Here is a 14,555-nt window from a genome sequence, read left to right on the forward strand (position 1 = left end):
GGCTTTTTAGGCTTTAAACTGGCTTAATTACTGCTTTGATACCGTATTAAAGACCAGCTTTAGGCTCAATTATTCTAATGACGTTAATCTATGACCTAGTGCGCTTTCTGTATCTGGCGTCAGTACAAAGGTAAAATTGTTGCTACCACTGATACTCATTGATTCAGACTGATACACCAATGTTTGAGTGCCATTGTCATCTTCATACACTATGTTAATTTCATAGTCATCAGAAGGTAATGTTAAGCTCTGTTGTTCAACAAAGTCTAAGTCAGTCAAGGTATATTCTGCTGTTTCAATGGTTTCTGAGTCACGGACAAAGTACACAGTTAAATCATCGTAATCATATGATAAATTAACAACATCGACTTTATATTCGTATGCTCGTGGACGTAAGTCTTGAGAGATAACCATGCCTTTAACAGAGCTGTCAGCTTTTTGATAAATCAGTAACGATTTGACGTCATCTTGGTTAAAGGTTACCAATAAATTATCAAATAACTTGGTTTTACTTGTGGCATCTCTAACCGTAATACCATAATCGTTGAACGAAGTTGATTGGTAATCTGTTACTGCAAAAGATGCAACATCGTATAAGTACTGAGTTTCTTGCTTACTCACCACATCAACATCGATGTTTTGAGTTTCGAGTCCGTTAAACACTCGGTAGTCTGCAGTGGCTTCTAACGCTGCATAGTTATCTGGCGTTGTTGTTGAATCAACACTGTCGATGGTGACTTTAATGTCACCTGCGCCAAAGCTGTTACGGATCACTAATTTGTAAACCGTTTCAGTGGTAAGATCCATACTGCCGGTTGTGTAAACCACGTCTTTAGTACCCGTTGTGGTGAGGTACACAATGTAATCATCAGTATCAAGAATGGTTGAGTCGGTATACGTGCTATATGCTGCGCTACCAATCATTACCGCTTCGTCAATACTTTGAGTATCAAGTGATATATACGCATCAAATGTGCCTTCGTCTGTTGCGACGTTAGCGACTAACACCTGCATTTTACTGTATTCATAATCATCATCCGCGTTAAGCTCGTCCATATCATCGCGGTTGTAGTTTATATCCAGTAATTGTGGGTCAAGGTAATCACCGTATAACACGAATAAATGATTATCATCATCCTTTAAACTTACAGTGTCACTGTAAATTGTGACTGTTTCGCCATCTTCATCTTGGCCATATATCTCTAAATCTGTGCTACCCACACTGTAACCATATCGAGGCATTGCATCAGCAAAGTCGATTGCTGTGTAAGCGTAATCATCGAGCACTAACGAAGTTGAGGTACTGTTAGGTGATGCATTGTAATATTGTACATAAGCAACATCACTACTACTGCTATCAGAACTATCAGAGCCACACCCTAAAAGTACTGCTCCAACCGCTGACAACATTATCAATCGGCTTACTTTCTTGTTAAACATAATTACTCCATTAACCGCTTAGCTACATTTTCAGTATTATGACTCTTTGCATGCGTAAACGACTGTCAAGAAAGGTAAAGTAGATATATAAAGCGTCAAGAAGGCCTATTTTGGTTATAAAAAAACCCCTTATCGGCCGATAAGAGGTCTTTTGCTCTCAATATTAACTAAAACTAATGTAACATCCCTAAGCTATTACGCACTTAGCGGAGTACATTTGTAAAAAATTAGTTACCGGCAATCTTCATTTCACTGAGTAAAATACCACCAGTACGAATAGAAGAACGCAAGTCGCGATCTTTGCCAATACCTTGAATGCCTTTAAACATGTCTTTTAAGTTACCTGCGATGGTAATTTCTTCGACTGGGTACATCACTTCACCGTTTTCAACGTAAAAACCTGCCGCGCCGCGCGAGTAATCACCGGTAACACCATTAACACCTTGACCCATCACTTCAGTGACAATCAAGCCCGTGTTCATGGTTTTAATCAGATCATCGAAAGTTTGATTGGTGTGGCTTAATGTCCAGTTGTAGATACCGCCGGCATGGCCAGTGTTAGTCATACCGAGTTTACGTGCTGAGTAACTGGTTAATAAATATGTTTCTAGGTTACCACGATCGATAATACGACGGTCTTGGGTAGCAACACCTTCACTGTCGTAATTAGCGCTGGCCAATGCCCCCATTAAATGCGGCTGTTCTTCAATACTAAACCAGTCTGGGAATATTTGAGTATTCAAAGCGTCCATTAAGAAGCTCGACTTACGATAAATACTGCTACCACTAATTGCGCCGATTAAATGCCCCATTAAACCGGTAGCGATTTCTGGTGCAAATAATACTGGCATTTTTGCCGTGGCAATTTTACGTGCATCTAAACGGCTTAAGGTTTTATTTGCTGCCTGTAAGCCTACAGCTTCAGGTGACAGTAAATCATTATATTTACGAGCAACGGTATAGTCGTAGTCACGTTGCATATTGCCGTCAGACTCTTCGCCAATGACGACACAACTTAAGCTGTAACGCGAGCTACAATAACCGTTTAAAAAACCATGGCTGTTACCATACACTCTAGCTGCAGTATGTGCATTGGCACTGGCACCATCTGAGTTACGAATACGACTGTCTACCGACAAACTAGCCACTTCTGCACGAATCGCTAATTGTGCTAGTTCTTCAGCATCAATATCTTGTGGATGATATAGCTGTAAATCGCGAATATCTTGTGCCATTAAAGCGGGATCGGCCAAACCACTAAATGGATCTTCTGAGGTATATTTGGCAATACCATCTGCCGCTCTTACGGCTTCACGGATAGCTTCAGGGCTTAAATCTGAGGTTGAAGAGTTACCTTTGCGGCCATCACGGTAAATAGTAATCCCTAATGCGCCATCCTTATTAAATTCAACTGTTTCAACTTCTTTTTCGCGAGTCGATACCGACAAGCCTTGTTGCTTGCTAATTGCGACTTCTGCGGCAGTGGTACCCAATTGTTTGGCGTACTCTAATGCAACGGCTACGGCATCTTTTAGTGCCGATAATTCAGAATCAATTCTAGGTGTTGGTTCGCTGGCGCTAGGCGCTGAAGAAGGATGAGAAGCCACAAATTTACTCTTTAATTAGTCTAATTGTCGCTAGCATATCAAATAAAAAAGGCGATTGATAACCAACCCGTTATCTTGAATAAAATCTGCATATTCAATGCCAAATAAATGCTATCATTAAGGCATATTGACTCGAGGTTTAAGACTATGAAGATTGTTGGCGATTCTGAACTGTTTCAGCAGCCCTATGATAATGATGACAACTATGTCAGCAGAACAGGTGAAAAAAAAGAAAGTGAGGATGCTCAAGCACTTGGCATGCGTTTAGTGGCGCTGAGCAAAACTCAATTAGACAAAATGGGTTTAGATGAGTTTCTCTATGATGCGATTCTAAAAACAAAACTGATTAAACAAAAAACCGAAGCTTATCGCCGTCATTTACAATATATTGGTAAATTAATGCGCGGATTTGAGCATGAACCTATTGAAGCGGCACTCGATAAAGTGTTGAACAAGAACAATAATGAAGCAGCTCAGATACAGATTTTTGAAAAAATGCGTGAGCGTTTATTAGCTAATGGTGACGATGAAGTTCAAAGCTTATTAGACCAATATCCACAATTAGACCGTCAAAAATTACGTCAATTGATCCGCCAAGCTAATAAAGAATTAGCTAAAGGCCCAGAATCAAAGTCGTCAAAAGAACTGTTTAAATATTTACGCTCTGAAATCAAAGACTAGGGTCTGCTCTCAATTTATCTGATTAACCAAAATAAGGATGTTGCTAATGCGGCTTGAAACAACGATACGTGCACTTTTTCTATCTCTTGCTTCAATGTTGGTATTTACAGGTTGTAACGGTGCCGCTGATGGCACCGACTCAGATACTTCAGATGACAGCTACAACTTGTCGGTCAGTTATCAAAACGTGGTCAATGGCCAATGCGATACCAGCACCGACAGCTTAATTTTTGATATCGAAAACAGCTTTTGTGCGGTAGCGCAGCTTAAATTGGGGAGCGCTAATGTTAGCGGCGCACTAATTGAGTTCACTACCAGCAATGCCACGCTAAGCACAGCGTCAGTATTAACAAGCACTAGCGGAATAGCCTCAACGATGGTGAGCTCCACCAGCACGGAGGCCGGCACGTTAAGCGTGACCTATTCGCCAGATGATGAAGACTCCGTCACTGCCAGCCGTAATTATCAGTTTAAAGAATACACCACTACAGCGCCTGTAGAAGCAATCAACTTTACGGTCTCAATTAGTGACAGTAACGGTGTAATTACACGTTTTAATGTCGGCGACACAGTACAGTTAAACGCGACACTAACTGACAGCAATAACCTAGGCATTGCAAATCAAATAGTAACCTTTAATGCTGGTAGCGCCACGTTAACACCTACAACAGCATTAACTAAAGCGTCTGGTATCGCCACGCTTAACTTTACTCCGACAGATTCAGAACTAGGCGCTAGCTTATTAACCGCAACCACAGAATACGACAGCACCACTCTAACCAGCACTAGTGCATATGAAGTGTTAGCCACAAGTGATGTGACCACCGATGGCACAATAAAAATTGGCTCGTATGATGCCACAGGTAACTTTGTTGAAAGCGTCTTAGGGACAACCTTAACTGCTGACGAAAATGGCCAATATACCATTAGTGCAGGCGGAACTTTTGGCGTTACAGCCACGCTAGTGACTGAAGACACTGATGGAAATATTACTCGTTTACAAAACCCAACCAGCATCAGCTTTAGCTCTGATTGTAATACCAATGCAGACGCCAGTTTGGATTCGCCAGTAACCACACTGTCAGGTTCTGCAAGTTCAACCTTTACCGATAATAGTTGCAGCGGTAACAGCGAACGCAGCGACACCGTTGTGGCAACCACAACCGTCAATGACATCAGTTTAAGTGCTAGCCTGCCTTTCATTCTGGCTCGCCAAACCTTATCAGACATTAGCTTTGTGTCTGCAGAACCAACCCAGATTCGCATTAAAGGCTCTGGCGGTACTGATTCGAGCGAATCATCGTTAGTTACCTTTTTAGTAAGCAGTGCAAATGGCCAGCCAGCCGCTCAACAAGAAGTGACTTTCACTCTCGATACCACTGTAGGTGGTTTAGTCTTTGCAAATGATGATATAACAGACAGCAGCATTACTAACTCAGAAGGGCTAGTTAGTGTGCGTGTACAAGCAGGCACAGTGCCCACACCTGTACGAGTTATGGCCTCAACAACGGATAGCGACACCCAACAAACGATTACGACTCAATCTGAGCAACTTACGGTCAATACAGGTTTACCGCAGCAACTTGGATTTAGTATCTCAGCATCGAGCTCGAACCCTGAAGCCGGCGATTACAATGGTGAAACAGTCATCATGACCGTTTATGCATCAGACAGTTTTGGTAACCCAGCGCCAGATGACACCACAGTTAACTTTACAACAGAAGGTGGCCAAATCGAGCCTTCATGTAGCATTGTAAGCGGTACCTGTGCCGTGACTTGGACATCAGCATCACCTCGAGTAAGCAATCATCGTATAACCGTTTTGGCTTATGCTCTTGGCCACGAAACCTTTTTCGACACCAATGGTAATAATGTATTTGATGATGACGATGGCAGCGCAGTTAATGGCTGTTTAAGCGGTACAACGTCTGTTGAGTGTAGCGGTAACGGTATGGATGTTGAAACCTACCAAGACAGTGGCTTTGTTGATTTACCAGATGCCTTTAGAGACGACAATGAATCTCGCATTCGCGATTCAAGTGAGCCGTACTTTAACCTTAAATCTAGTACGTCATATCAAGCTGCTGACGCTAAATTTAATGGCCCACAGTGCCAAGGAAATTTATGCGACAGTACAGCCATGACAACCTATATTCGTAAAGCCTTGGTGTTAACCATGTCAGGCTCAACAGCCAGCTTTACCGTAAGTCAAAATGATACAGTAATTAATGATTACAATAGTGATATTCAAGCGATAACAAACGGTGATACCGCAACATTTGAAGTGCAGTTAGCTGACAGCGCTAACCAAATATTACCTGCAGGCACTACCTTAGCGGTAACAAGCACATTGGGTGACTTGCAATTTGCAGGTTATAGCGTCCCAAGTCAAAACTCAGAGGGTGGAACCTCTACATCATTTACACTAAAAAATGATGACACGCCGGGTATTAGCCAGGTGACCTTAACCGTTACAACACCAAAAGGTGTGGTCACTACATTGAGCTTTTTTGTTACGTTATTGTAGTACCGTTTGCTTATGACAATAAAAAGCCTGCTGAATAAGCAGGCTTTTTTGTGGTTGGCATTCGTTGATAAGTTGTTACAATAGCGGCCGAAATACGGTAAAGATACTTTCCATATTTTAATCTGCTATCCAAAAAAAACCAATTTATAAACAGGGCTAGTTTATTAATACGAGGGACTGATAAATGTCTTTCGACGCATACTAAGGAAAAATAATGCGCAAACTTTATGTACTTTCTACCTTAACCGCAGGTGTGCTTCTAAGCGCTTGTGCCGCTAAACCACCTATCGTGGCACAAAATAAAACTGTTGTCGTTAATGACCAGACTATCATCTTTGGTGGTATATACGACAAAGAGAAAAATAAACTACAACTTATTGCTAATGGCGATGCAATCATGCAAGGCCAATTCCCGCCAATGACCCCTACTCAACACCTTAACGCTAAATACAAAGGTATGGCTGTTAAGGGCGATTGCTATTTTGGTTCGGTTTTAGGCGACCAAGGTGGAGCATTTGGAGTCGTTGCCAGTATTGTGCAATCAGCTAAAAACAGCACTGCAGACAAGTGCGACATCTTTATTGATGGCGAGCAAAAAGAAACACTTTATTTTTAATTAATAAAACTAACTAAGCACTAGCCCTGCTTCATATTACCTAACCGATACTGCCTAAACGATACTGCACTACCGTGGTGCGCATATTTATCCGCTAGGCACCATCTCGACTCAATACCCCTTAGTCGATTACTTAACATCTTGTTTTAAAATCATATTAACAATGGTCTGATCTTTGCTGCAATAATCATTAACCCTCTAATATAGTTGTCAAATCAGTTTAGTGGTTAATACGAGTTTAGCGGCCAATGTTAATTGTTGATAATCACCCACCAATGATTATTATCCGTATCATTTACCCTATGCAAAGTCATTTATTGTTGTTGAGAATTGAATGCTGCCTTTACACACTTCTATGCGCGGTTTACGGTGTTTTTGCGTTGCTGCTGAATGCTTAAGCTTTAAAGAAACGGCTAAAAAGCTGTACTTAACGCCCTCTGCGGTAAGTCATCAAATTAAGCAGTTAGAAGAGACATTAAACCAAAGCTTGTTTATCCGCCAAACACGCTCAATAGCATTAACTGAAGTAGGTGCACGCTTTTATCAGGCCATCGAACCTGTTATGCAGCAACTGGTCAATACTGTTAGCGAATTTAATCAGTCAGATCGAATGCTCGAAGTAAGCATTTCCATGCCTGAATTTTTCGCCAGCGAACTGTTTATGCCAAAACTTATCGGTTGGTCATCAAAATACCCTAATATCAATCTAAAACTTGAAACCATTAAGTCGCGTAGTGATGTTATAAAGCATACAGATGTGTCGATTATGTTGTCGGGAAAACAGCAACCGAATGACAATGTTTACGATTTATTTCCCATCACCTATATCCCAGCGTGTAATCCACACCTTCACAGCGAACTGTATTCGCAAGGTTTTAAAGCATTGACAAAAGTTCCGTTAATACTGCACAAAGCCAGACCTTACGCGTGGCACCAATGGGCCGAAAATGTCGGTTTTGAACAATTCAAACCCAAACAAATTATTCAATTAGACAGTATGTTTAGCGTCGCCCGTGCCGCAGAGCAAGGGCTAGGGGTTGCATTAATCCCATTACCGATCAGCCAAGCATGGTTTGATAACAACACTCTTATCCCACTCTTCTCTCACCCACTTTACAGCCATGACCGTTATTACCTTACCCGCCACACTAACGAGCAACAGCGCCCCGAAGTGCAACTGCTTATCGACTGGATCCTCAAAAGCTTCCATGATGAAAGTCATTAGCTAACGTCAATCCCATACTAATCGGTACAAAAGTTAGCCAACGTTGTTGCACCATACTTGCCTTATGTTAACGACGACCTTCAGCCTTTTCCATTCTCCAGGCTATATAGGGGAATTGGATCCAAAATGAAAAGTAGAAAAAGCTTAAATACCAATAAGTAAAAACAAAATTGATACCTAACTCTTTATACACTCCTAGTAGCAAATAATCGTAAATAAACAAAGGTAAAGTTAAGTAAAACGCCAGCCAGCATGAGTTAATAACATGTCTCCCATCACTCCAATACTTTCTCAGCGTAATCTTAGTAATAGGAATGTATAGCAAGGTCACAAGTGGCAATAAGGGTAATTTTATCCAAAATGGCTATTGTTGATAATAATCAGGCAGACCAATCAGATAAAAACTTAGCCAGGTAACAAAGCTATAACCAAGCAGTTTACAGTGTTGATGTATTGTCATTATTATCCTTATTATATCCTCATCGATTTAGCTTAGCGCTCCAGTATACAATGAGGTTAATTTCCTGATTAATGTTAGGGTCTGTAGAGTTTTCAAGGTTATTTTTGTAGCGAATTGCTGACAACTTTACAAGGCAGACACTTTGGAGTGTGCAGTGATTATACATAAAGAGTTAATGACGCAGTAAGGCACTACCTTGTTAGCCTGCCCATTGTCCTTCACTCGAATCTATATCGCTCTTGGTTATTTTTACTATGCACAGTGAATCACCGCTTACATACCTCTTTATGTATAGATGAATATTTTTAACCCATTAATGCGTTTTTTATCGTTTGTCGCCTGTATGCCTTTTCACTAAAGTTCACCTGTAGCGCGGCGCTACAACAACTTTAAAGGAGCTACACCATGAAAAAGAGCATTGTTAATGGCCTAATTTGTGCCTCAGTATTACTTACCACTTCAGCAAGCGTGATGGCTGATATTCAAGGTCAAGAATTCAGCAGCACAGCTTATAAAATGGTGTTAGTTGAAGATGTACCAGGTGTAACGGCATTGCAAACAGGTAATGTTGAAGAAGGTTTAACAGCAACACTATCTGCAAGTAAATATACGGTAGACGACTATTCGCGTAATGTGAACTTATGTGCTGGTTACGTACAAATGTCAGATATGGAAAAAGCGGAAAAAGCGTGTAGTGCTGCGGTAAAAAGTGCACGTTCTTTAGTGGCAATACCGTCCATGTCTGTTCGTGCTTATGCTTATAACAACCGTGGTGTAATGAAGTTAATGAATAATGATAATTTAGGTGCATTAGCTGACTTTAAACGCGCTGCAAAAGTCGATAACAGTAGCATTTATAAGCATAACCTTGAGCGTTTAGAGGCGGCTTTAAACACAGTTCAAACTGGTATTTTGTAATTGGAGAGTGACCAAATAACCGCTACGGTTAACACCAACCAGCTTACTTACCTTTTAGGTAACTCACATATCACTGAATGTGATGGAATAGACAGGTCAATCATTTGATGCCTGTCTATTTTTATTGTCTAGGGCATGCAGCTAACACTTAACTACTTATGCCAATAGCTTGCTTTTGTTTTTGCGCAACAGCAAACACAGCAAGACAAATAAATACCGCAAATAATCCCCAAAGTTGTAGCCATTTTGGCAATATTGCTAACCAGCCAGCGCCTAATTGATTTAACTCTAGCATACCCATAATGGCTGGTACGGCTGGAATAACCTGTGAGACGACGACTAGCGGTTCTGGGATCAAGGCAATGGGCCATACAAATCCAGACACAAATAACACCGGCATAGACATGAGTAAGTACAGTTGAGTGGGTAAATCACGGCGCATAAAAAAACTACTTAGCACAATCCCCAGTGCGCCTGTGGCTAATAAAAAGGGGAGCATAAATAAGCCCACCTCGATGATAGTTGCTGCGACACTGACTTGATACCAATAAAAACAGTAACCCAAATAAAAACTGCTAAACACACTATAAATTAATAAAAAAACGCTTAATCGCGCCAACACCAATTGAGTAGAACTCACATGCTGCCAATAGCCTTTTTTGCGCCACTGCCCAGCCCCTAAAATACCGGTACCAATTAATAATGTTTGATGCAATATGAGTAAAAAAAGTCCGGGAACTACATACGGGGTATAGCCTAAGCTAGGGTTAAATACCGGCACAGAGTTTATATTTATTGAGTTAACGCTTTGCTCTGCCAATTGTGGGTTTTGTCCACGAGACAACAAACCAATTAACTGTACGTCTTTACTGGCATCCATACCTGCTGCGACTAAACCCTCTGCCACGGCGGAATAAATTAAAAAGTAACTGGCATCGCCGCCATAACTTAACGTCGCGCCCTTTCCTAACAATAAATCTCGTCTAAAGTTAGCCGGGATCACTAACAAACCATAAGCCTTCCCGTTACTAATCCAGGTCTTAGCTTCATCAATACTACCCAAATTAGCTACAACATGGATTTTGGCACTGGCATCAGCGTGACGCGTCACTAAGCGGCTCAACGATGAGTTATCGTGGTCAATAACAACCACTTGCTGCTCAGTAGGCACTTGTTGTAAATATGGCAGCGGATACAATACTGAATAAAATAACACTCCACCAAATAAGGTCACCACAATGGCTTTGTCAGCCAAAATCGCCTTAAATTCAGCCAGCATCAATTGCCAGAAGTTCATTGATTAACCTCCTGACCTGCAGTTGTGACAGCCAACTCGCTTCGTGGCACTTGTTTCGCTTTATGGGCTAATAACACAATGATTGGCAATAATAATAAAAAGCCCCAGTATGAACTGACTTGCGTTAACACTTGAGGTAATTGCGCACCATAACTAATCACGCTCACATGAGAGTCGATATAATGGCTAGATGGCATCACTAAACGCCACCACTGCGCGAGCTCAGGCATATCATTAACCGGAAAAGTAATCCCCATAAATGCAAAAGCGGGGGCAAATAATGCAGTGCAAAAACTCACTGTACGCGCACCATCTCGCATGGCCATAAAAATCACCAGCACCAATAACCACAACGCCAGTAACATCGCCAATTGCGCCAGCACTAAATCAATCAAACCGCCAGCGGCAGGTAGGCCTAAGTAGTGATATAGCCACAATAAAATAAACCCGCCATGCAACAACATTATCGGGCTGTAGAATAAGATTTTAGTGACAACTAACGCCCCTATGTTACTCGGTAAGTAATAGCGGTCTTGGAGCAAAATAAGCTCTTTATTTAAGCTATTAACGAACACTAACATCGATAATAATTGCCATAAGGCAATCAGAATGGGCGGCACTAAAAAGCCGACATAATTATTATTACGATTAAATAATGCCGTGGTTTGATTGGTGATTGGCGTTAGGCTGACATCTACAGTGGCTTTAGTGGCACCATTAAGCAGCAAACGTTGCTGACCGATTTGGGTAAGCCCTTCTGCTAGGCTCAGCTGTAATTGACTTGAAAGTAACTTACCCACCAGTAAAAATTGGCTGTTATAACGAATATCAATAGTGGGCTGATGACCCGTTAACAGATCTTTTTTTAACTGATAAGGCAACACAACCATCGCGTATACTTTAGTTTGGCGCATAGCATCTATCGCCAGTGCTTCATTAGCAAACGACTGAGGAGCAATCACCGAATTGGCAGAAAGTTGCCTACTGAGCATTCGGCTAATTTGGCTATTGTCTAGATCAACTAACGCCACAGGAAGTTGACGCGGCAAACCAGCACTAAACAGCCACCATAGCGCCAATACACCAATCAGCGGAATATAACTCATGAGAGCTAATTGCCATGGAGAGTGCCATACACTTTTAAGTTCTCGCTTAATTAACTGTCTCATCATTAAGCCTTGTGATGCAACTTATTGGTCAAGTTTGTCGATGCGAAATAACACCGACATACCAACACGCAAGTCAGCAATAGGTTGCTTTGGAGTCAACTCCACTTCAAAAGTACGCATATCAAAATCGTGACCACTTTCGGTTGAACGCCAAGTGGCAAAGTTGCCCATTACGCTAATGTGCGACACCACAAACTCAACCTGTTGCTGAAGTGCTGGGATTTCTAAGGTTAAGGTTTGATCTTGTTTAAATTGGCTCAGCTGATCTTCACGTACTTGCATTACAGCCCAAGCATCTGACATATCAATAATACTCACCACAGGAAAACCACTCGGAGCAAGCTCACCAGCTTGAAGTAGTACGTCACTGACCTCTGCCTGTTTAGGCGAACGCATTTGGCTGTCGGCTAAAATGGCGTTCACTTCTTTTACCGCACCTTCTGCCATGCGAGTTTGCCCTGCAGCAGCGGCTTTGGTTTCGCTGCGTGCGCCCTCTTGTGCCATTTGATACATAGCATAAGCCGCTTGCTCAGTATATTTAGCGCCTTGCCATTGGGTATAGGCTTCATCGCGCTTTTGCCTGGCGACTACGCCTTCATCAAATAAATTTTCAACCCGTTGATAGGTTTTAACCCGTAATTCAGTAGCCGCTTTAGCTTTGCGCCATTGCTCTTGTGCGGCGGTGACCTCTTGTTGTCTGGCGCCGTTATCCGCTTGTTGCTGCATCGCTGTTGCCGCATCTAAGCCACCTTGAGCTTGCATTAATTTAGCATCTAACTCTGGGCTACTAATGGCAAACAAAATATCACCTTGAGCGACCTTGTCACCTTTACGTACGAGTACTTGTTCAACACGGCCAGGTACTTTAGATGAAATATTGTATTCTCGTGCTTCAATTTGTCCTTGTAGCACCAATGGTTTGGGCGTAAATGCTAGCATGACGCCGTAACCGAGCAATAACAATAACAGCACCAATGCGAATACTGCGATAACTCTGTTAGTCCGCATGTGAAGCTCCCTGAATTTGAGTTCGATTAACATATTCGTCTACTTGACCGCTCACGGCCATGACTTTGGCATACGCTTGCATATATCGATACTTTGCCCCTAACTGCTTGGTTTTTACTGCCGTTAAGCTTAGCTCTGCATCTACACGGTCAATTGAGGTTGAAAGCCCTTGATTAAAGGCTAATTCACGTAAACGAAGGTTTTCAGTAGCAAGAGCGAGCGAAGTGTCGAGTGCATCAACTTCTTCCTTAGCTTGCAACATTTGCCGATAGCTTTGGTCTATCAACAAGCTTAAATCTTGTCGAGTTTGCGCCTTGGTATACCGTGCTTGTAGTAACGCACTTTTGGCTGCAAGCACTTTACCACTGCGGCCGTCACGGCTAATAAGTGGAATACTCACACCAACCCCAACCATCCAGTCTGGTTCAACTTGGGAAAATAAACTGTCATCTTCATACAAGGTGTAATTACCATATAAATACACCGTTGGAAAATAGCCGCCTTTTTCTAAATCGACCAAACCATTGGCTTGTGCTTCTTTAGCCTCAAGTAATTTTAATGCTGGATGTTGCGTTAAGGTAAGCTGGCTCAAGCGCGATAAGGACGGCTGCTGTTCAAGCATAAATAATCCAGTAGTAGGATTAACCGCAGGCACGTGTAACATTCGCGCTAATGCAATTTCGGCCATTTCATATTGACGCTTCGCTTTACCCCAATCCACTTTGGCATTTTCGAGTGCGACTTGTGCATTGAGACGTTCAACTTTGGCAATCTGTCCTTGTTGCTCAAGCTTTTCTGCATGTGATGCATGTAAGCTTAACGAGTCCACCAGCTGTTTTTGCGTTTCAGCCAACGTTTGCGTCACCGACACTGCATAGTAGCGGTCAACTAATTGTAAAAATAATTCACGGCTGGCTAAAGCAAACTCTTGTTCTGACTCTGACACTTGCGCAGCATGAATACCTTGCGCAGCGGTAATTCGTCCACCAGTATAAATAGGCCACATAGCTTGTAAGCTAGCGCGAAACACATCTTGTTCGGTAAATGGTGTGACATACATTGAGCTAGGGATAGTGGCTAACACATCGGTAATAGCACTCGGTAATGTGCTCACATCGAGTGAAGCGAGTGGGTTTAAATCTTGTAAATCTAACTCAATCGGTTTTTCTAGGCGGGTATAACTTCCTGCGACATTTAGCGATGGATAATTTAACGCATCACCTGCACTCTCTTCCGCTTTGGCTCTGTTAACGTGTTGGTTTTTGGCCTGCAGTTGATCGCTCACTTGTAACAGCTGCTGCCAGGCTTGTGGAAAACTCACGGTTTCAGCATAAGAAAAACCTGTAAAGATTAGCGTACTAATGCTCAAAGTAACACAGCCAACAAAACGTGCTGGCTGCTGAAAACATTGGCCAATAAGACTTATTAACACCATAATCACCCTTAGAGTTTTTGCTCTATTTTATTGATGAATTATACCCTGAATCTACATTGCTTATCAGCCAATCGTTGAGATCCACTGCACAGGTAAGGAATACAGTTACCCTTAGAGAACAAATCTTTTCAATGCATAAACGATTTGATGAGCTTAATTAGCGATAGCACTC

Annotated in this window: 11 protein-coding genes; 5 read left to right on the forward strand and 6 right to left on the reverse strand. The window is 42.0% G+C overall.

What is annotated here, in order from left to right:
* Window positions 1–69: 69 nt before the first annotated feature.
* A complete protein-coding gene (locus tag IEY40_RS11920) occupies window positions 70–1,440 on the reverse strand; it encodes a hypothetical protein (RefSeq protein WP_188956421.1) in 1,371 nt (456 codons plus the stop codon).
* A 227-nt stretch (window positions 1,441–1,667) separates the two neighbouring features.
* Window positions 1,668–3,047, reverse strand: a complete 1,380-nt coding sequence (gene pmbA, locus IEY40_RS11925) for a metalloprotease PmbA (RefSeq protein WP_188956422.1) — start codon at window positions 3,045–3,047, stop codon at window positions 1,668–1,670.
* Window positions 3,048–3,194: 147 nt separating this feature from the next.
* Between pmbA and yjgA the strand changes: the two genes are divergently transcribed.
* The 5 genes from yjgA (at window position 3,195) to IEY40_RS11950 (ending at window position 9,474) form a co-directional block, all read left to right on the forward strand.
* The gene (gene yjgA / locus IEY40_RS11930; RefSeq protein ID WP_188956424.1) at window positions 3,195–3,728 is read left to right on the forward strand and encodes a ribosome biogenesis factor YjgA; all 534 of its coding nucleotides are present in this window, start codon (window positions 3,195–3,197) and stop codon (window positions 3,726–3,728) included.
* 46 nt (window positions 3,729–3,774) lie between these two features.
* Window positions 3,775–6,255 carry an autotransporter outer membrane beta-barrel domain-containing protein gene (locus IEY40_RS11935; RefSeq protein WP_188956425.1) on the forward strand — a complete coding sequence of 827 codons (2,481 nt, stop codon included), beginning with the start codon at window positions 3,775–3,777 and terminating at the stop codon, window positions 6,253–6,255.
* A gap of 214 nt (window positions 6,256–6,469) precedes the next feature.
* Entirely contained in the window at window positions 6,470–6,871 is a 402-nt protein-coding gene (locus IEY40_RS11940) for a hypothetical protein (RefSeq protein WP_188956426.1), read from the forward strand.
* A gap of 334 nt (window positions 6,872–7,205) precedes the next feature.
* Window positions 7,206–8,096, forward strand: coding sequence for a LysR substrate-binding domain-containing protein (locus IEY40_RS11945; protein ID WP_229777088.1), 891 nt, complete (start codon window positions 7,206–7,208; stop codon window positions 8,094–8,096).
* Between the two features lie 865 nt (window positions 8,097–8,961).
* Complete coding sequence (locus tag IEY40_RS11950; protein WP_188956427.1) at window positions 8,962–9,474, forward strand: tetratricopeptide repeat protein; 513 nt, start codon at window positions 8,962–8,964, stop codon at window positions 9,472–9,474.
* 148 nt (window positions 9,475–9,622) lie between these two features.
* Here the strand turns inward: IEY40_RS11950 and IEY40_RS11955 are convergent, their stop codons facing one another.
* From IEY40_RS11955 to IEY40_RS11970, 4 genes are read right to left on the reverse strand one after another with little or no spacing between them, the layout of a single operon-like run.
* Window positions 9,623–10,771 (reverse strand): ABC transporter permease, encoded by a 1,149-nt coding sequence (locus IEY40_RS11955; protein ID WP_188956428.1) that lies wholly within the window; start codon window positions 10,769–10,771, stop codon window positions 9,623–9,625.
* Window positions 10,768–11,940: an ABC transporter permease gene (locus IEY40_RS11960; protein ID WP_188956430.1), complete on the reverse strand. Its 1,173-nt coding sequence runs from the start codon at window positions 11,938–11,940 to the stop codon at window positions 10,768–10,770. The genes IEY40_RS11955 and IEY40_RS11960 overlap by 4 nt, the downstream gene beginning before the upstream one ends.
* Before the next feature lie 21 nt (window positions 11,941–11,961).
* Window positions 11,962–12,948, reverse strand: coding sequence for an HlyD family secretion protein (locus IEY40_RS11965; RefSeq protein WP_188956432.1), 987 nt, complete (start codon window positions 12,946–12,948; stop codon window positions 11,962–11,964).
* Window positions 12,938–14,383, reverse strand: coding sequence for a TolC family protein (locus IEY40_RS11970; RefSeq protein ID WP_188956434.1), 1,446 nt, complete (start codon window positions 14,381–14,383; stop codon window positions 12,938–12,940). Before IEY40_RS11970 ends, IEY40_RS11965 begins: the two co-directional genes overlap by 11 nt.
* Window positions 14,384–14,555: the final 172 nt, after the last annotated feature.

The sequence above is a fragment of the Shewanella ulleungensis genome, from assembly GCF_014648315.1.
In the GTDB taxonomy this organism is placed as follows: Bacteria; Pseudomonadota; Gammaproteobacteria; order Enterobacterales; family Shewanellaceae; genus Shewanella; species Shewanella ulleungensis.